Origin of the sequence: Nitratireductor sp. (assembly GCF_017794765.1) — a bacterium.
In the GTDB taxonomy this organism is placed as follows: Bacteria; Pseudomonadota; Alphaproteobacteria; order Rhizobiales; family Rhizobiaceae; genus Nitratireductor.
Window position 1 is genome coordinate 320,539 of sequence record NZ_CP051236.1, and the last position, 18,455, is coordinate 338,993.

The window sequence follows — 18,455 nt, forward strand, 5'->3', positions numbered from 1 at the left end:
CCGCCTCATCGAAACGACTTCTCCCGATAGATATTCACCATTGGCGCACAATCGCCTAAAGAGAAGCGCACGCTGCGTCAGGGGAGGAGAACACCGTCATGAGCCATCCGAAGATCATCTGCATGGGCGAACCGCTGATCGAGTTCAACCAGGTGGACGACACGGGCCGTTATCTCTTCGGCCATGGCGGCGATACATCAAATTGCGCCATTGCAGCAGCGCGAGCCGGGGCTTCCGTCGGCTTTTTCTCCGCGCTAGGCGCAGACGAGTTCGGCGACAGCCTGATGCAGCTCTGGGCCGACAATGGCGTTGATAGCAGCCAGGTCCTGCGCAATCCGGAAGCCCATACGGGTGTCTATTTCGTCAGCCATGGCGAGAACGGCCACGTCTTCTCCTATCTGCGCAAGGGTTCAGCAGCGAGCCGCATCACCCCGCGCGACCTGCCCCCCAGCGCCATCCAGAACGCCGACATTCTGCACCTTTCCGGCATCTCGCTCGCCATCAGCTCAGACGCATGCGACGCTTCATTGGAAGCGATCGACATTGCCCGCGCCGCCGGCACGAAGGTTTCCTTCGACACCAATCTGCGCCTCAAGCTGTGGCCACTCGATCGCGCCCGCGCACTCACAGAAGCCGCCATGCGCAAGACCGACATCGCGCTTCCCGGCCTGGAAGACGCCGAGCAACTGGTCGGCATCAGCGACCCGGATGCGATCGCCGATCACTATCTGGGTCTTGGCGCCGGCATCGTCGCCTTGACCCTTGGGAAGGATGGATGCCTCGTCGCCACGCCGGATGAGCGGCGCCGCGTGCCCGGCATCAGGGTCAGCGCAGTCGACGCCACAGGGGCGGGCGACACGTTTGACGGCAATTTCCTCGCCGAGCTCAATCGCCATGGCGACCCGTTCGAGGCAGCGCGCTACGCCAATGCAGCCGCCGCGCTATCCACGCAGGGTTTTGGCGCAGTCGCCCCCATGCCCATGCGCGACACGGTTCTGAAAGCGCTCGCGGAAGCCGCCTGATCTATTCCAGAAAAACGTCAACGCTGGCCGAGCGTCCGGCGGCGTCGATCACCGTCAGGGTCGATGCGCCGCCGCCATCGGGCACCCAGCTTGCCCTGCGCCTGCGATAGGCTTCCGGCAGCGGCTCTCCATTGGCAAGCCAGCGAAACGGCGCGCGCCCGCCATTGATCTTGAGCGCCAGCGGCATGATCCGCGCGCCACGCGCAAGCCCCACATCGATGCGCACACCCTGTGGCGGGAACACGATTTCCGGCGCGGGCTCCACCGGCGCGCCGGCGCGAAACCCGCCACCATCAACGGAGAATCGACGCATCGGAAACGGAAGGTCGGCGGCCGCAAGCCGGACAGCGCCTGCCGGCGCAGGCGGGAATGGTACAATGCCCGCGCCAGAGCGCGAAAACGCCTGAAACAGGATGGGGGCCGCCGCCAGGTACCCGGTCAGTCCCGGCACCGAACCGCCATCGGGTCGCCCGGCCCACACGCCGAGCACATGCCGCCCGTCATAACCCACCGACCACGCATCGCGGTAACCGTAAGAGGTGCCCGTCTTGTATGCGATGCCGAGACGCGGTGCGCCTTCCGGCGGCGCGATGCCCGAAAGAACATCGGCGATTTGCCAGGCGGCCTGCGACGTCAGGACGGAAGGAGGATGCGCTGCAATTTCCGCCTCTTCCAGATAATAGAGCGGGCGCACCCGCCCCCGATTGGCGAGCCCGCCATAAAGCTGCACAAGCCCTTCCAGCGTCAGCCCCGCACCGCCAAGCCCGATGGCAAGGCCCGGCGTCTCGCCGGGTGGGAGAGCAGGTGTCACACCGGCCTGCCGCATACGCGCCACCAGCCGCACCGGCCCCACCGCGTCGAGCAGGCGGATCGCCGGCACGTTGAGCGACATCTGCAAGGCCGTACGCACCGAAACATCGCCCTGATAGGCCATGTCGAAATTGCGCGGACGATAGCCCGAAAAATTGCCGGGCCGGTCCTCGATCATCGTCTCCTGCATCACCAGCCCCTCCTCGAAGGCAAGGCCATAGATGAAGGGTTTGAGCGTTGAGCCCGGCGAACGCTCTGCCACGCTCATGTCGATCCAGCCGGCGCGCGCGGCATTGAAATMCCCCGCCGATCCAACCCGGGCGAGCACCGCACCAGTCTGCGCATCCGCAAGCACCATCGCCACGGAAACGCGTGGTCCGAGCTTTCGCGCGGCTTTGGCGGCCACAGCTTCCAGATTGGCCTGCGCGGCCCGGCTGATGGTCAGGCGATGCACACGCTTTTCCGGATCTGCCCTTACCACCGCATCGGCCAGATGCGCGGCATAGGCGGGCATGGGCAGCCGCCGCCCTGAAAGTTTTTCAGCAGACGCGCGCGTGACCTCGCTTTCGATGATGACCCCGCCCCCCGCCATGCGCGCAAGCACGCGGTCGCGCGCGGCTTTTGCCATTTGCGGATGACGGTCGGGCCGGCGCGCCTCCGGCGATTGCGGCAGGGCGACCAGAAGCGCGGCCTCCTCCAGCCCCAGCCTGTGCGGCTCCTTGCCGAACCAGGCGAGGCTCGCCGCGCGCACCCCTTCAAGATTACCGCCATAGGGCGCGAGCGTCAGATAGCGCTCCAGTATTTCCCGCTTGGAAAGCCTGCGCTCGATCTGAAGCGCCCGCGCGATCTGCCGGAACTTGGCGCTAAAGCTGCGCGCGCTGCGCGGCTCGATGAGGCGTGCAAGCTGCATCGAAAGCGTGGACCCGCCTGAAACGATGCGCCCGTTCCACAAAAGCTGCAATGCGGCCCGGCCCAGCGCGCGCATGTCGACACCCGGATGCGACCAGAAGCGCTTGTCCTCATAGGCGACCAGCATCTTGAGAAACTGTGGATCGAGCGTGTCGGTATCCGCCGGAAGACGCCAGCGCCCGTCGGATGCCGCATAGGCACGCAACAGCGCCCCGTCTCGGTCGAGCACCTCCACCGAAAGCGGCGCGGGATCGAGCGGCGGCGGATAGGCCGCGTCCAGCCGGTCGAGCGTCACTGCCCCGCCAATGACAAGCAGAGCCGCAAGGCCAGCGGCCATTATCACCCCGCGCCTGTGTCGACCCTGCTTCATCGCCGCCGCCTACTGCCCCATGATCTCCATGAAGCCCGTCGCTGTTCGTGCCGAGAGCTGCGGACGGTACATGTCTTCCACATTCGCCGCCGGATGCGTGTAGACACCCGGCGTCACGGCACGCACCACATAGGCAAGCCGGAACTTGCCGCCCCCATTGCGGTCGAAGGCGGCGATGAAGCGGTCGTCGCGGAACTCGGTGTGAACCGCATCCGTCTGACCAAGCCACTCGAAATTCGCCAGTTCCGCACTGCCGACAAGGCGCGGATTGTCGATCTCGAAGCCCGCCGGCAGCAGGTCGGAGACCAGCACGCGTGAAGGCCAGGCGTTCTGTTCCGTCATCTCCAGAACCACCACATAGCGCTCGTTCTGGCGCGCTTCGGAGACATTCGCCTCCCTGCCGTCGAGCGTGTAGTAGCGCCGCTCGATGGCGAAGCCCTCACCGCCTGCGGGCAGCGGCTGCTGCGGCGCGGCAACGACTGTCATCACCGCATCGACCGGCTCATCGCCCTGATTGGCCACCGTCAGCGGCGCTGCCTCGATCTCCAGCCCGGAGAGCCGCCGCGAGAATGCGCCCTGATGCGCATTGCCGTCCACGGTCAGGCTCAGATCGTCGCTCGACTGGCTCAGCGCGCGGGCGGCAAGAAGCATCCACGCCTCGTCCTGCGTGCTCATGTAACGCGTGTCACCGCGCACATCGGCCACCAGATCGATCATCTGCGGCACCAGCGCCGGCTCGGGCCGGCTTTCCGCCGCCAGCGCCAGCATCGCCGCGCCGTCGCGCAGACGCGATCCGTAATCGGAGCGCGCCGTGTAGCGCCCGCTCATGCCCTGAGCGAGACGGAAGGCGGAGGCAAAGCCCCGTTCCGCACGTTCCGCATCGCCATAGAGCGCGAGACCCGCGGCAAGCTGCGCACGGGCCAGCGGCGTGGAGAACTCATCGAGCCGCGTGTCGAGATAGTAGCGCAGATCGCCGGCGGAAGCCTTGCGGTTGCGGGCCAGCACATAGAGCGCATAGGCAATCTCGCTGCCGCGCGAGGAGACATCCGTGTCATAGGCGAGCGTGTTCGAGAGGTTCTGCAGCGCCTGTGTCATCGCCGCCTCGGGCACGGCAAAGCCCTGCTCGCCGGCGCGGGTGAGGAAGTCCGTCACATAGGCGTCGAGCCACAGATCGCCCGATCCCGGTCCCCAGAGACCGAAACCGCCAGACGAAGACTGGGCGGCAAGCACGCTGGTGATGGCGTCCTCGATGCGCCCCTTCAGCGCCGGATCGTCGTCCAGCCCGGCGGCCTTTGAAAGCTCGCTCACATAAAGCAGCGGCAGCGCACGGCTGGTGGTCTGCTCCGTGCAGCCATAGGGGTAGCGGTCGAGCGACATCAAAAGTGCCGGAATGTCGAACCCGTCGGCCCGCGAGATGTTGAGGCTTACCGACGCATTCTCGGCAAAGCTGTCTTCCAGAAGCGCGCCGTCCAGCGTAACACTGCCGCCATTGGCCGCAAGCGTCACCACGCTGCGGGTGGCGACCGGCATCACGCCGGGCCGCACCGGCAGGGACACGCTCTTCTCCACGGCAAGCCCGCTCTCATGCGCAAGCGCCACCGTCAGCGCCCCCTCGCCCGTCTGGTTGGTCGCCGAGATGGGCACGGAGAGCGTTGCCCTGCCGCCCGCCTCAAGCGTCACCGTATCGGAGAGCGACCGCAGATCGGCGTCTACCGGCCCCTCGGCCATCACCGTGAGGCGATAGTCGCCGGCAGGGCCATCCGTGTTGGCGATTTCAAGCAGCAGCCGCGCTTCGTCGCCCGGAGCCAGGAAGCGCGGAAGGCTGGTGGTCAGCACAACCGGATCGCGGATGATCACGTCCTGCTGCGCGCTGCCCACACCCTTCTTCGACCACGCCACCGCCATGATGCGGGCCGTGCCGTTGAACTGCGGAATATCGAAGGAGACCTGCGCCTTCCCGTCATCATCCACCTTCACGATGCCGGAGAAGAAGGCGACCAGCTTCTGTGTCGGCGCGCTGCCGGTAGCGGTCATACCGCCGCCATCGCCACCTGTACGCAGCCGCCCCATCGCGCCGAGCGAACCATCGATCAGCCGCCCGTAAATGTCGCGCATTTCGATACCCAGCATGCGCTGGCCGAAATACCAGGCGTCCGGCTGTGGCGGCTCATAGCGCGTGAGGTTGAGGATGCCCACATCGACCGCCGCCACGGTCACATAGGCTTCTTCGCCCGGTGCCAGCCCGCCAACGCTGACGGGGATGGAAAGGCTCTCATCGGGACGCGCCTGTTCCTCCACGCCGAGTTCAACCATAAGGTCACGCGCACCCGGATCGACCTTCAGCCAGCGCACGCCGATGGCGCGCATGGGGAGACGATTCTCCACATCGTCGCCGGGGCGGAACAGCGTTGCGGTCACATAGACCCCGGCCCCCAGCGCGTCGGTCACCGGAATGTCCACGGTCGCGCCGGTTTCCGGCACTTTCGCGGTGAAGGTTTCGATGAGGCTCACAGAGCCCACCGTCACCAGAACCTCGCCGGCAAAGCGCGGCGAAATCTTCAGCTTTGCCGTCTCGCCCACCGCATAGGCGTCACGGTCGAGCGCCACTTCCAGCCCGTCCGGGGTTTCGGTGGAGCCGGCCTCCACATACCAGCCGGAATCGAACGCCGCACTGGTGATCGGCCCAGCCGCATCCGGGCTTTCCACCTCAAGGCGATACCGCCCCCAGTCCACGGAAACGCTGATCTGCGGCTCGCTGTCGGCCTTTGCATCCACCGTTCCCTCGCGCACGAGGCTTGTCGTGGTGATTGGCTCATAGTTCCAGGAACCGCCATCGCGATACCACTGATAGTGACGCTCCACCTTCAGCAGTTTCCATTCGAGGCCGTCCATGGCGATGCGCTCGCCCTTCGGATCCACTGCGATCACACGGAAATTCGCCGTCGCTCCCTCGGCAACGCGACCGCCGGTGAATTCCGGCTTCAGGCCAATCATCGCGCTTTCCGGCTCGACATCGATCTCCAGCGCGCGCTCCATGGCGCGGCCACCGGCCTCGCGCATGCGCACGCTCACCTGCGCTTTCAGGAGACGCGTGGTCGAAGGGGCGCCATCGAGCGCCACCGGGAACTGCGCCTGCCCCTGCGCATCGGTCTCGGGCAGACCGGGCAGCGAAACACGCTGTGCCTCCACGTCCTCTTCATCATCAAGACCGAAGACATAGCCCGGGAAGGCTTTCCATTCGCGCGTCGGCGCGACCGTCAGTTCGCCTTCGAGCGCAAGCCCCACCGCCGGCGCGCCATAGAGATAGCGGCCCTCGACGGTCACATCCGTCGCACCGCCAACCGGCACGGTCTCATCGGCGCTCGCAAGCGCGAACTCGGTGCGGTCGGGCACGAAATCCTCGACCAGAAAGTTCTTTTCGACCAAGGCCGGCTTTTTCGGATCGGCATAGATGCCCAGCGTCCAGGTGCCCCTAACCGCATTGTCCGGCAACTCAAGCGTCACCGCATGGCCGCCAAGCGCCGCGCCATCCGAAACGAAACGCCGGTCCTCCACACCGTCAGGACGGCGGAAGATGAAGGTCAACGGCAGATCTTCCACCGCATCCGAAGCGGGATTGCGCGTGAGCGCACTCGCATGCACCGTCTCGCCGGCGCGATAGATGCCACGCTCAGTCCACGCGAAGACGTCAAGCGGTCCGGGCGAAGGACGCCCCGTCACGCCGCGATCCGAAAGGTCGAATCCCGCGCGCGTCATATCGAGGAAGACGAAATCGTCAGAACCGTTTTCGGCGATGATTGCCGCCGGCGCCAGCCCGGCGGCGCCGCGCGCCAGACCGGGGTCGAAGCGCGCATGGCCGTCGCCATCGGTCTCCGCTTCGCCAAGCACCTCATTGTTGCGGGCAAGGAGTTTCAGCTTCAGCCCCTCCAGTGGCTTGGCACTCGCCAGCGAGCGCGCGAAGACCGAAAGCCCGTCCTCGCCAGCAAAAGTGGAAAGCCCGATATCGGAGACAAGGAACCACTGCGTGGCGCGGTTGTCCCAGCTTTGACTGGTGTCGCCTTCCGGCACCGCCGTCATCATGTAGACGCCGGACCTGCGCTCCGGCACCGCCTCATCGATGGGAATGCTGGTGACGACATCCTTGTTCAGTTCGGCCTTGATCTCAATTGCACCTTCGAAGACCGGCGCGCCCATGCCATCGCCAACCTCATTGGCCCCATATTCATTGAGCTGCCGCAGAAACTGCCCCTCGCTCAGAAGATGCGCAAGCGCACGGTCACCAACGCGGTAGACGGACAGCGTCGCGCTGTCGGTGTTCACGGAGACAAACGGGATGCCCCGGCGCGCCGAAGACGGCAGCACGAAATTGTCACCGGTAAAGCGCAGCGAAGGCGCACGATCCCGCACGTAGATTTCCAGCGGAACCGGTTCGGCGATCACCTCGCCAATGGCCGCCGGCAGGCCCTGCCGGATGACGATGCGATACTGCTCGCCATGCTTCAGGCCGCTGACGCACAACTCCCTGTCGCTGCGGTCGACGGCGAAGGAGCGCAGATTGTCGACGGTCACGAACTGGGCGTAGTCGACGCCGCTCTTCACCAGCTCCTCGGAAAACTGCACGCAGGCGCGCGGCGTGGCGCTGTCGGAATCGACCGAATGGTCGATCACGCGGAACCCCTTGCGACGCTTGAGGTCGGCATAGGCCTCCTGCACATCGCGCGCGGTCCTCAGCGCCAGGCTCGCTTCGTAGGCGCTGAGAGCGGGGCGGAACAGGTTGCGCCGCTCCAGTGCGAGGGCAAGCACAGCCAGCGCCTCGGCGCGGTCATCCGCACTGCGCGACAGATTATAGGCATTGATCGCAGCGCCGGTGCCGGCGCGCTGAAGCCGATACAGGTTCATGTCACCCACGGGCTGGGCGATGTTCGCCGCCCGCGCAAGCTCAGACCAAAGGCCGGCATTCTGGGGCTCCATGACGAGCGCAGTGGAAAAGGCCTGCATCGCATTGAGCGGATCACCATTTGCCAGCGCCTGCCCGCCCGCAGCACTCAGTTGAACAAACCCCGCATTCTCGGGACGAACCGTACGAAGTATCTCGGCGCGATATTCGTCAGCCTCGCGCTGGATGTGTTCGGGCACAAAACGCAGTGCCGGCGGCGCTCCGATATCGGGCACATCCCCACTCGCCACAACCTTGCCGGCCACCGCACCATCAAACGCATTGAGCCGATTGAAATCCGACTTCAGAAAGCACCATTGAGCGCTGGTGTTGTAGGTGAAGGCCCGGCACTGCGGATCGGCAAGGCACACCGCCTTGCACTGGTCGAGCGTCACATCCTTCTCGGTGCGCAGGTCAAAGCCGAAATAATCGGCATTCTCGCTGGTCACGATCCGGCGCGCATCCTGCGCGGCAGCCATTGCCGCAAACCCGAAAAGAAAAACGAAAAACAGGGAGAGTCCGCGTGCCGCAAACATGGCAATCCTCCAGGCGCTGCCGATATGGTGACCCCACGATATTGGGGGAGCTTTGCAAAAGCCAGTCAACAGGCCCGGAGAATTATCGCTTCCCTTATAGTCCCTTCGGATGGGTCATGAACTCTTCAATGATTTCCTCGGGCGGTTTAACGAAATCCGAGGTGCGGCTCACGCCAAGGCCGGTCAGCCGCTTCAGCTTCACCGCCATCTCCGCCAGTTTCACGACAATCGGAATGCCGTTGATCACCGGCGCGCCATCCACCCGGTGTGCCTGCAATTGCGAGAACAGAAGCATGGGAATGCCGCCACCGGGGATCAGCACGTCTACACCGTCGCGCACCAATGGCCTTGCCTGTTCCTCAAACAGGGCGCGCACCGTCTCAAGCCGCTCATCGGAACCGAAGGCGGCAAGGATCTGCCCCGGCTCGAAATCCATGGCGTGCACGCCGGTCACCCGCTCTCTCAAACCGTATTTGCCGATCTGGTGATGAAACCAGGGAATGTAACGGCGGTTGATGGTGACGATGCCCGAGCGCTGGCCAAGCTGGCAGGCATGCAGCATGGACGCCTCGCCCATGCCGAGCACCGGTATGTCCACCACCGACCGCGCCTCATAGAGACCGGCATCCTGAAAATGGCCGATGATGAAGGCGTCATAGCCCTCGCGCTCGGCCCGCACCGCATTGCAGATCACCTCACGCGCGCAGCGAAACTCCACAATGGCGTGGGCGTAGCTGTCATGCGGGGTAATGCCCTTGATGTCGATCTCAGTACCCGGATCGACAATCGCATCGAGATGCTTCCTCAGTTCGTCCCAGTAGCCCGCGCCATTCTCGTAATCGACATAGCTCTGATACCAGATCTTCATGCGGTCAGCTCCTTATGAGGCCCGGCAGCCAAAGGGCCAGTTGCGGGAAAAGCGCCAGCAGAACCACCAGCAAAAGCGTGCAGGCGATGTAGGGCAGTGCAGCCCGCGCCACCTGCCCGATGGTCGTGCCGGCCGGGCTGACGCCAACCATGACGAAAAGCAGCAGACCGAAGGGCGGGGTTGCAAGGCTCAGCTCCAGCGCCAGAAGCATCACCACACCGAACCAGATCTGATCGAACCCGTAGAGCGCGACCAGCGGCATGAAGATCGGCAGGGTGAGCATCATGATCGAGAGCTGATCCATGAACATGCCGAGGAGTAGAAGCACCAGGAACATGATTGCGAGCACCACATAGGCGTTGAGTTCGAAACTGGTGGCAAACGCGATCAACCCGGAAGATGCACCGGAAAACGCCAGTATCTGCGAGAAGGTCGTGGAGCCGACGATGATCATCAGCATCATGGCCGACACTTTCAGCGTGCCGGTGAGAGAACGAACGACGGCCTCCCAGCTCAGCGTACGATAGCACGCCGCGAGCACCACCACCGACAGCGCGCCAAAGGCAGCAGATTCGGTCGGCGTCGCCCAGCCGAGCAGGATGAGCCCGACCACCGCAAAGACCACGATGCCCATCGGCAGAACATCGACAGTAAGCGCGCGGGCGATTTCGGAGACGCTTGCCCTCTCTGCCGCATAGCCGGGTGCGGCATCGGGATCGAGCGCGATCTGTATGCGGATCGTGGCAAGGAACATAAGCGCCAGCACGAGACCGGGAACCAGCCCCGCGATCAGCAACGCGCCGACATCGATCCGCGCCAGCGAGCCCAGCAACACGGCCAGAGAAGATGGGGGAATGATCATGGCCAGACCGCCCGTCGCCAGGATCGGCCCCATGATCATGTGCGGCTTGTATCCGCGCTTGATCATGTCGGGCATCAGCGTGGTGCCGAGCATCGCCGTGTTGGCCATGGAGGAGCCGGACAGGGTGGCGAAGATCGTGCCACCGCCCACCGTCAGATAGGAAAGCCTCCCCTTGATGCCGCCAAAGCACTTGTCGAGCGCATCGAAAACGCGAATGGCAAGCCCCGTGTGAAACAGAAGCTCGCCCATGATGAGAAAGAGCGGCACAGGCACCAGCGCGAAACTCGTCACCGATGTGGTGGCATTGGCGACAAGCTGATCGATGCCGATCATGCCACCCATGAAAATGACAACGCCGACGATGTTGATTGCCAGAAAGGCAATCGCCACCGGCATGCCGAAGAACATCAGGGCAAGGAGCCCGCCGATCATCAGAAGTGTGGCTTCATACCAGGCCATCAGTGCGCTCCCCCGCTGCCCGTATAGGTTTCGCCGCGAACCAGCATGCGCAGGAATTCCAGCGCCATCAGGCCGAAGCCCACGGAAAGCATCGCGTAGAGAACCCATGAGGGAATGTTGATGGAGCGCATATCGACCGCGCGCGACTGCACCATCTCAAGGCCCACCGCCGCCGAGCGCCAGCAGAGAAGGCCAAGCGTCAGGATGGCGAGGATCAGCACGACCCGCCCGGCCAGCAGGCGCATCGTTTCCGGCATAGCCGCTGTGAAGGACGAGATCGCCACATGGCCGTTGTTGCGCACCAGCCAGGGTGCCGCCGCCATGGTGGAGAAGAGCATCACATATTCGACGATGGCGCTTGTCGACTGGAAAGGGCGAAACCCGGTGTTACGCAAGACAACGTCGACAATGATGGCAAGCGAAATGAAAACAAGACTGGCGGCGCCCAGCACGGCCAGCCCGGTGATGATCCGGTTATAGAGACGTATCAGAAACATGGCGCGCGGCTTTTCAAAGGGAGTGCGGCGGGAGCCTGGGCCCCCGCCGGTACGGGATCAACGATCGTAATAGGCTTCGCGCAATGCGTCGTAGTATTCCGACCCCGAATCCTTCATCCGCTTCCAGGCGCTGTCATAGGCCAGATCAAGGAACTTCGCCTCTGCCTCCCCCTCGAGCGTGATCACTTCCATGCCGTTCTCGCGAACCGCCTTGTCGGTCTCCTCGATCACCTTCTGGAAGTTCTCATAGGAGGTCTGCTCATATTCGGCCGCAGCTTCGTTGATGATCTTCTTGGCCTCGTCGCTCAGGCTCTCCCATTTCGCCGGGTTCACCACCACGGCGAGATCGGTCTGGAAGAAGCCCGGGTCGATGCGGTAGCGCAGGAACTTGTCCCAGGAGAGATCCTGAATGCCCACAATGGGCCAGCCCGAACCGTCAAACGTGCTGCGCTCGAGACCCGTATAGACATCCGGCACAGGAACGGAGACAGGGATCGCGCCCAGCGCTTCAAAGAAAGAATTGTAAATCGGCTGCGAGCGGATGCGCTGACCGTCGAGATCGATGCCGCCATCGTCGGTCCGCTTTGGTTCATTGATCGTGTAGATGTAGAATTTCACACCGGTGTCGAGATGAGCCAAAAGGTTCACACCGAGTTTCTTGGAAAAGGCTTCCTGCATAATGCCGAAGCCGCCATTCTCGCGCGCCTTTGCGGCCGTCACCGTCGAACCGACCCAGGCATCCGCCTCCGGCATCGTGCCGAGATAGTAGGAGGCAGGGCCATACTGCATGTCAACGACGCCGCGGCGCACGGCATCCACCTGCTGGTTCGGCGGGAACATTTCCGGCCCGCCCGCATAATTGATCTGGATGACCCCCTTGCCGCGTTCATTCACGAGGTCGACAAAGCCCTTGAAGCTTTGCGAGAAGGCGAGCGACTGCGGGAAGGCGGAAATCGCCTTCAGCGTTTCTTCCGCACTGGCCTGTCCGGCAAAGGCGATGCTGGTCAGCGCCGTTGCAAGAAGGCCGTTTCTGATGGTCCTGGCGATCGATCTGGTCGTGGCTTGGTACATTTTTCTTCGTCCTCTCTGGTTGTCCGGGCTTGTTCCACCCGGTTTTGGTTTCAACTGCTCCCTAAATCACTGGCGGCCGCACGAGCCCTGCATTGTCGAGCGCCTTCAGGAAGGCGGCCATGCGGCGCTGGCGATAGGCATCGACATCCATGTCGGAATAATCGAAGAAGCCGGAGCCGGTCTTCAGGCCAATGCGCCCCTCTTCCATATTGCGGCTGATGATCTCCGGTGCCTGGTAGCGCTCATCATTGAAAGCCCCGGCGAGATATCGGCTTGCATAATAGAGAATGTCGCCACCGCCCCAGTCGATGAACTCCAAAAGGCCGAGCACGCCGAAGCGCAGGCCGAACCCATAGGTCACCGCCTTGTCAACATCCTCAGCGCTCGCAACGCCTTCCTCCACGATCCGCGCCGCCTCGTTCATGGCGAGCGCCTGAATGCGCGGCACGATGTAGCCGGGCGAAGCCTTGCAGACGATCGGCACCTTGCCGATGCCTTCAAGGAAAGCGCGCAGGAAAGTGACCGTCTCGCCCTCGGTTTCATCGGCCGGGCTCAATTCCACCAGCGGCATGAGAAACGCCGGGTTCAGCCAGTGCGCATTGAGAAAACGCTCCGGCGCAGTGGTGAAACCCGCCAGCTCCGTCGACAGCATGGTCGAGGTGGTCGAGGCCAGAACGGCGTTGCCATCCGCATGGGCGTCGAACAGCGCAAACGCATCGCGCTTGGCATCCGCCACTTCGGGCACGCCCTCGAACACGATGCGCGCGCCGGCAAGACCCGCCGCCGCCTCGCCGCGCGGCACGATGCTGACCCGCTCCATGATCTGCGGAACGGCATCGACCTTGAACGCGCCGAGTGCAGCGATGGAGGCGAGCGCCGTGCGGATTTCGTCCAGCGCCTCATCGCGCAGTCTTGCGAAAGCCTCGGCGTCGCGCTCCTTGGCATCGATCAGCCGCACCTGATGGCCCGCATAGGCCACACATTGCGCTATGCCCCGGCCCATGCGCCCGGCACCGATGCAGGCGATGGTCACGTCATCTGCCATCACAGCCCCTCGCGCAACATGGTCTGCACCGCCTCGCGGCTCTCGCCCGCAAGACCGATCTGCTCCATCGTGCGGCCTTCGGCGCGGAAATCGCGCTCGGCCACGGCCCCGGCAATGGCGAGAAGCCCCGCCGCTACCGGACAGGGTACGCCCGCCCATTCACCGACCGAAACCATGAAGGCGAGGCCCATGCCCACATCCTCCAGCATGTAGCGGTGGGATTTGAGGTCCAGCTTCTCGTGCCAGTCCCCGGAATCCACCAGTTTGTCATGGGCCAGATTGCCATACATCCAGTCGCTGGTCTCGTAGTGATCGGCGAGCGGGAAATGCGGCGCGCCATAGCCGAGCGCCTCGCGGATCGCCATGCGCTCATTGTCGAGCGCGGTGTGCGTGCGGCGGATGGAAGGCTGCGTGCCTTCATTGTGAATGTCCCAACGGTCGAAATGCTCGATGGGACCGGCATTCATCAGGATCAGCGGTGGGTGGATGATCGGGCCGGCGTTCATCAGCGCGCCCGACAGCGCATCCTCCACCGGCTCGATGGATGCCGGGAACACAGCCGCAATGGCCTTGATCGCATGATCCGTATGCCTAGCCGGCAACACGCCCGTGGGCAGGCGCGAGGCCCGCGTCGTCACGCGCACTTCCAGCGGCCCCTGCTTGCGCGTCAGCCAAGGCAGCGTGCCCGTTTCGGCAATCGCGATGTCGGCCTTCGAGCCCGCTTCACGAATACGCTTCATCATCAGGTAGGAGCCAAACGTGCCCGGCGGCAGGTAGATCACCTGCCCGTCCTCCAGATGCGGAGCGAGCTTCGTGGCGATGTCCTCCTGAGCAAACGCCGGCGTCGGCGCAACGATCAGTTCCGCCCCTTTCAGCGCCGCAGCAAGATCATCAGTCGGAACGACCGCGATCTTCCGGCTGCCCTCATGGTCCGTGAGGGTGATGCCGCCTGCCTTCTCGACATCCGCGAAACTGGCGCGGTCGCGCCGCCACCAGCGGACGTCATGCCCCGCCTCTGCAAAATCCGCAGCCGCAGCATAAGAACCGTTGCCTCCACCCAGAACCGCTACTTTCATTCCTGTACTCCCCTCGTTGCCGCATAATTTCTACGGATGATTGTTCTACTTTTGAGCAGGCAAAACCGCCGTCGCCTCGATCTCCACGACTGCCTCCGGCTCCACAAGCCGCGTCACCTGAACAGTCGCCATGGCCGGAAAACAGCGCCCGAAGACATCGCGATACGCCTTTCCGAGCCCCTTCGGATCGGCGAGATAGTCTTCCACGTTGGTCACATACCAGGTGAGACGCGTCAGATGCTCCGGGCCGGCACCTGCCGCCTCCAGCACATCGCGGATGTTGCGAAATGTCTGGTGAGCCTGCGCCACAAAACCTTTCGGGAAACGTCCTTCACGATCCCATCCAACCAGGCCTCCCGTAAAGATGATGCCGCCATCCGTCTTGACCGCGTTGGCGTAGCCCCTTGGCTGCGGCCAGCCCTCAGGGTGCACCGTCTCATGCAGCAAAATGAGGTTGGAGATATCCTTCATGACACGCTTGCCTCCAGTTCTGCCGGCGCTGACGGAGCCTGGCTCGCAGCGTCATCTCCTCCCCGGCAAATTGCGTGTATGTCTTTCAACACCGCCTTCAGGCGGGCCGCGTCCGTGGTGCCAAGGCGAGAAACAATCAACATTTCATGCACTCTCGCCTTCTCCACCAAACCTGTCCCGATCGCGCGCCCGGCTGCTGTGAGGTACACACGCACGCGCCTGCGGTCGCGCTCATCGCTGCGGCGCTTGACGAGTCCTTTGGTCGCCATCTGGTCGACGATCTTGGTCAGATGCGATTGCTCCATCAGCGCGAGTTGGGCGAGCTGCGTCACCATCTGACCGTCCTCATCGCAGAGGCAGGCGAGAATGCGCCATTCGGGCACGCGCAGCCCCTGCTCGCGCACATGAGCATGAAAATCGGCACTGGCCGCGTCGCTGGCTGCAGCGAGCAGATAGAGCAGGTAATCGCCCACAAATCCCGCATTGCGGTCGATCTCCATTCTGTCGTCATCAATAGCCATCATCTCGTCCGGTCACATCGAATTGGGTATCAGAAGCGCCATTGCCGGCAGCGCAATCAGAAGCGCAAGCCGCAGCACATCCATCGCCACGAAGGGCAGGATGCCGGCGAAAATACGCTCCAGCGGAATGTCGGGCGCTACCGTGCGCATGACGAAAACATTCATGCCGATGGGCGGCGTGATGAAGCTCAGCTCGGTGGCGATCACCACAAAAATGCCGAACCAGATCGGATCGAAGCCGAGCCCGGTGACGATCGGAAACAGGATCGGCACCGTCAGCGTGATCATCGAGATGCTTTCAAGCAGGCATCCCAGCACCAGATAGATCAGCACGATCATGAAGATGACCGGATAGGGGCCGACGCCGAAGGCGTTGATCCAGTTGCGCAGGTCACCGGTCAGGCCGGAGAAGTTCACATAGTTCAGGAAGTAGAGCGCCCCGAACAGGATGAAGAACATCACCGCCGTGGTCTTTGCCGTGTCAAAGAGCGTGGAAAGCGTGGCCCGCAGGGTCAGCCGCCCTCGCATGAAAGTGAGCAGGAAAGCGCCCCCCGCACCCATGCCTGCCGCTTCCGTCGCCGTGAACACGCCCAGATAGATGCCGCCCAGAACAAACACGAAGAGCGCCAGCGCCCACACGACACCGCGCAGGGCGCGGATACGTTCGATCAAAGGGAGTTTTGGCTGTGTTTCCAGATGCTCGGAATAGACCACCAGCGACAGACGCACGGCGATCATGTAGCCGATCACGCCGACGACACCGGGCAAAAGGCCGGCCAGAAACAGCTTGCCGATGTTCTGCTGCGTGAGGATGCCATAAATGACGAGGATCACCGACGGCGGGATGAGAATGCCGAGCGTGCCGCCCGCCGCGATGGACGAGGCCGCCAGCCGGTCGGAATAGCCATATTTGCGCATCGCCGGCAGCGAGATGCGGGCCATGGTCGCCGTGGTGGCGAGCGACGAGCCGCACACCGACGAGAACCCGCCACAGGCAACGATGGTCGCCATGGCAAGCCCACCCTTGCGATGGCGTAGCCAGGCATTAGCCGCCGCATAGAGATCACCCGCCACGCCGGACTGAACCACGAGATTGCCCATCAGAAGGAACAGCGGCACGACGGACAGCGTATAGCTCCTGCCACTGTCGAAGAAGACCTGTCCCAGCATGGCCAGCGCCGGATGCCAGCCAACGATCGAGACAACGCCGACCAGCCCGACCGCCGTCATCGCGAATGCGATGGGCACGCCTGCAAAGATAAGCATCAGAAGCAGCGCCATTCCGACCGGCCACGCCATCAAACGCCCCCGCCATCGCTTTTGGGCAGGCGCAGCACCGCCATGACAAATGTAACCACCGCACAGACACCGGTGATGACTGCCGTCGCCTTGGCGAACGGCCCGAGCGGCGCACGCAGATAAACCGTCACCTCATTGTAGCTGTCGAGTTGAGCACCGTGCTTCCAGAGCTGCCAGGAAACGAGGCCGAGTACCACGGCAACCACAAGCCGGGCGAGATTGAGCTGAAGTCTCTCAGCAACGCCCCTGAGCCCGGCCGTGAGCAGATCGACACTCACATGCCCGTCATCCAGGCACACCGCCGGCAGCCCCACAAACACGATCGCCATCAGGAGGATTTCGGTATACTCCGCGGCACCCGGTAGCGGCGACGAGAGGAGATAGCGGCCGATCACATCGACCACTGTCACCAGCGTCAGCGCCACCAGAAACGCGCCGCAAAGCACGGCGGTCGCCAGTCTTAGCCACCGCCGAGCCCGCATTGCGATCCGCTCGGAGGAGGCGGCCATTATTCAGCCGCCACCGCTTTGATTTCGTCCTTGAGCTTGCCCATGACGACGTCGAAGTCGAGTCCCTTGGCCTCATAGGCCTTGGCCAGATCGTCAAACATGGGCTGCGTCTTCTCACGCAGCGTCGCAAGCTCTTCATCGGTCGCATCGTGGAAATCGACGGTCGAGCCGATCACGTCCATGCCGGCCGCATCCGCCGCATCCCAGGCCTGACCGGCCATGCGCGAGAACGCCTCACCGGAAACCTCTTCGATGGCCGCCTTGTCCTCATCCGACAGGCTGTCGAACTTCGCCTTGTTCATTACGAAGAAGAACGAGACATTGTAGAGACCGCCGGGCACACGCAGCGCCTTGTCGACCAGTGTTTCGAGCTTGAAGAAGGGCACGGATTCGACCGGGAAGAAAATACCGTCGGCAATGCCGCCCGACAGGATTTCGTAGGACTGCGGAGACGGCGCCTGGATCGACACCATGTCCATCGCTTCGGCAAGCTTGTTGGTGATGTTGCCGGCCACGCGGATCTTGGCACCGGAAAGGTCCGACAACGGCGATACCGGCTTGCCCTTGGTGAACAGAAGCCCCGGCCCGTGCCCGAACACGCCCAGCACCTTGGTGCCGCGATGCTCCTCGGCCTGCGCCAGATCGCTTTCGAACACACGCCAGAAAGCCACCGAAAGGCTCTCCGACGTATCGGCGAGGAACGGCATTTCGGCAATTTCGGTCAGGGTGAAACGCCCCGGCGTATAACCATGCACGCCGAATGTGAGATCGACGGCGCCATTGGCGGCGAGATCGAAATGCGCCGGCGGCGGACCGAGCGGTGCATCGAGAATTTGCACCTCGATGCGGCCGTCACTGGCCTCTTTCAGCTTCTCCGCCCACGGGATCATCATGTCCCGGACGATCGGGTGAGACGGCGGCAGCCAGTTTGACATGCGCAGAACCGTTTCCTGCGCCATCGCACCAAAACTCATGGCTGTCGTCAGAATAGATGCAGTTACAAATGTTTTTAGCATGCGCGTCATCGTTTTATCTCCCATGACGGCCTCCTCCTGCGCATGAGGCTTCCATAAGTTTTCATGCTCTTCAAGCTTAAAAAGATGAAATTTCACTTTTTTAGGTTTGAAGCTTGACAGGGAAAAATATGCGAATTCATATTAATCGCAAAGCGTGGCCACTGCTCATAACCAACAA

14 protein-coding genes are annotated in these 18,455 nt (G+C 63.2%); 1 reads left to right on the forward strand and 13 read right to left on the reverse strand.

All coding sequences use genetic code 11. From position 1 onward, the window contains the following. Positions 1 to 98: 98 nt before the first annotated feature. Entirely contained in the window at positions 99 to 1,022 is a 924-nt protein-coding gene (locus HF949_RS01555) for a sugar kinase (protein ID WP_292897900.1), read from the forward strand. A gap of 1 nt (position 1,023) precedes the next feature. On the opposite strand, the gene pbpC is transcribed toward HF949_RS01555, so the two are convergent. From pbpC to HF949_RS01620, 13 genes are all read right to left on the reverse strand, one after another. Further along, positions 1,024 to 3,078: a penicillin-binding protein 1C gene (pbpC, locus tag HF949_RS01560; protein ID WP_292897902.1), complete on the reverse strand. Its 2,055-nt coding sequence runs from the start codon at positions 3,076 to 3,078 to the stop codon at positions 1,024 to 1,026. A gap of 42 nt (positions 3,079 to 3,120) precedes the next feature. Beyond that, positions 3,121 to 8,583: an alpha-2-macroglobulin family protein gene (locus HF949_RS01565; RefSeq protein ID WP_292897903.1), complete on the reverse strand. Its 5,463-nt coding sequence runs from the start codon at positions 8,581 to 8,583 to the stop codon at positions 3,121 to 3,123. Between the two features lie 94 nt (positions 8,584 to 8,677). Continuing rightward, positions 8,678 to 9,451: an aspartate/glutamate racemase family protein gene (locus tag HF949_RS01570; RefSeq protein ID WP_292897905.1), complete on the reverse strand. Its 774-nt coding sequence runs from the start codon at positions 9,449 to 9,451 to the stop codon at positions 8,678 to 8,680. Between the two features lie 4 nt (positions 9,452 to 9,455). Next, entirely contained in the window at positions 9,456 to 10,772 is a 1,317-nt protein-coding gene (locus HF949_RS01575) for a TRAP transporter large permease (protein WP_292897906.1), read from the reverse strand. Further along, positions 10,772 to 11,269 carry a TRAP transporter small permease gene (locus tag HF949_RS01580; protein WP_292897907.1) on the reverse strand — a complete coding sequence of 166 codons (498 nt, stop codon included), beginning with the start codon at positions 11,267 to 11,269 and terminating at the stop codon, positions 10,772 to 10,774. Before HF949_RS01580 ends, HF949_RS01575 begins: the two co-directional genes overlap by 1 nt. A gap of 57 nt (positions 11,270 to 11,326) precedes the next feature. Further along, the gene (dctP, locus tag HF949_RS01585) at positions 11,327 to 12,340 is read right to left on the reverse strand and encodes a TRAP transporter substrate-binding protein DctP (protein ID WP_292897909.1); all 1,014 of its coding nucleotides are present in this window, start codon (positions 12,338 to 12,340) and stop codon (positions 11,327 to 11,329) included. A 61-nt stretch (positions 12,341 to 12,401) separates the two neighbouring features. Then, a complete protein-coding gene (locus HF949_RS01590) occupies positions 12,402 to 13,385 on the reverse strand; it encodes a 3-hydroxybutyryl-CoA dehydrogenase (protein ID WP_292897911.1) in 984 nt (327 codons plus the stop codon). Next, complete coding sequence (locus tag HF949_RS01595; protein WP_292897912.1) at positions 13,385 to 14,461, reverse strand: NAD/NADP-dependent octopine/nopaline dehydrogenase family protein; 1,077 nt, start codon at positions 14,459 to 14,461, stop codon at positions 13,385 to 13,387. The genes HF949_RS01590 and HF949_RS01595 overlap by 1 nt, the downstream gene beginning before the upstream one ends. Positions 14,462 to 14,506: 45 nt before the next feature. Continuing rightward, positions 14,507 to 14,932: a RidA family protein gene (locus HF949_RS01600; protein WP_292897913.1), complete on the reverse strand. Its 426-nt coding sequence runs from the start codon at positions 14,930 to 14,932 to the stop codon at positions 14,507 to 14,509. Then, positions 14,929 to 15,456: a MarR family winged helix-turn-helix transcriptional regulator gene (locus HF949_RS01605; protein WP_292897915.1), complete on the reverse strand. Its 528-nt coding sequence runs from the start codon at positions 15,454 to 15,456 to the stop codon at positions 14,929 to 14,931. The genes HF949_RS01600 and HF949_RS01605 overlap by 4 nt, the downstream gene beginning before the upstream one ends. A 9-nt stretch (positions 15,457 to 15,465) precedes the next feature. Continuing rightward, complete coding sequence (locus HF949_RS01610; RefSeq protein ID WP_292897917.1) at positions 15,466 to 16,752, reverse strand: TRAP transporter large permease; 1,287 nt, start codon at positions 16,750 to 16,752, stop codon at positions 15,466 to 15,468. Next, positions 16,752 to 17,261, reverse strand: coding sequence for a TRAP transporter small permease (locus HF949_RS01615; RefSeq protein ID WP_292897919.1), 510 nt, complete (start codon positions 17,259 to 17,261; stop codon positions 16,752 to 16,754). Before HF949_RS01615 ends, HF949_RS01610 begins: the two co-directional genes overlap by 1 nt. Continuing rightward, the gene (locus HF949_RS01620) at positions 17,261 to 18,301 is read right to left on the reverse strand and encodes a TRAP transporter substrate-binding protein (protein WP_292897921.1); all 1,041 of its coding nucleotides are present in this window, start codon (positions 18,299 to 18,301) and stop codon (positions 17,261 to 17,263) included. The genes HF949_RS01615 and HF949_RS01620 overlap by 1 nt, the downstream gene beginning before the upstream one ends. Positions 18,302 to 18,455: the final 154 nt, after the last annotated feature.

Coding starts and splice junctions, on each gene's coding strand:
- HF949_RS01610 (WP_292897917.1), bottom strand. CDS start 16,752: ATGGCGTGGCCGGTCGGAATGGCGCTGCTTCTGATGCTTATCTTTGCA.
- HF949_RS01580 (WP_292897907.1), bottom strand. CDS start 11,269: ATGTTTCTGATACGTCTCTATAACCGGATCATCACCGGGCTGGCCGTG.
- HF949_RS01620 (WP_292897921.1), bottom strand. CDS start 18,301: ATGGGAGATAAAACGATGACGCGCATGCTAAAAACATTTGTAACTGCA.
- HF949_RS01605 (WP_292897915.1), bottom strand. CDS start 15,456: ATGATGGCTATTGATGACGACAGAATGGAGATCGACCGCAATGCGGGA.
- HF949_RS01600 (WP_292897913.1), bottom strand. CDS start 14,932: ATGAAGGATATCTCCAACCTCATTTTGCTGCATGAGACGGTGCACCCT.
- HF949_RS01565 (WP_292897903.1), bottom strand. CDS start 8,583: ATGTTTGCGGCACGCGGACTCTCCCTGTTTTTCGTTTTTCTTTTCGGG.
- HF949_RS01575 (WP_292897906.1), bottom strand. CDS start 10,772: ATGGCCTGGTATGAAGCCACACTTCTGATGATCGGCGGGCTCCTTGCC.
- HF949_RS01555 (WP_292897900.1), top strand. CDS start 99: ATGAGCCATCCGAAGATCATCTGCATGGGCGAACCGCTGATCGAGTTC.
- HF949_RS01595 (WP_292897912.1), bottom strand. CDS start 14,461: ATGAAAGTAGCGGTTCTGGGTGGAGGCAACGGTTCTTATGCTGCGGCT.
- HF949_RS01590 (WP_292897911.1), bottom strand. CDS start 13,385: ATGGCAGATGACGTGACCATCGCCTGCATCGGTGCCGGGCGCATGGGC.
- HF949_RS01615 (WP_292897919.1), bottom strand. CDS start 17,261: ATGGCCGCCTCCTCCGAGCGGATCGCAATGCGGGCTCGGCGGTGGCTA.
- dctP (WP_292897909.1), bottom strand. CDS start 12,340: ATGTACCAAGCCACGACCAGATCGATCGCCAGGACCATCAGAAACGGC.
- HF949_RS01570 (WP_292897905.1), bottom strand. CDS start 9,451: ATGAAGATCTGGTATCAGAGCTATGTCGATTACGAGAATGGCGCGGGC.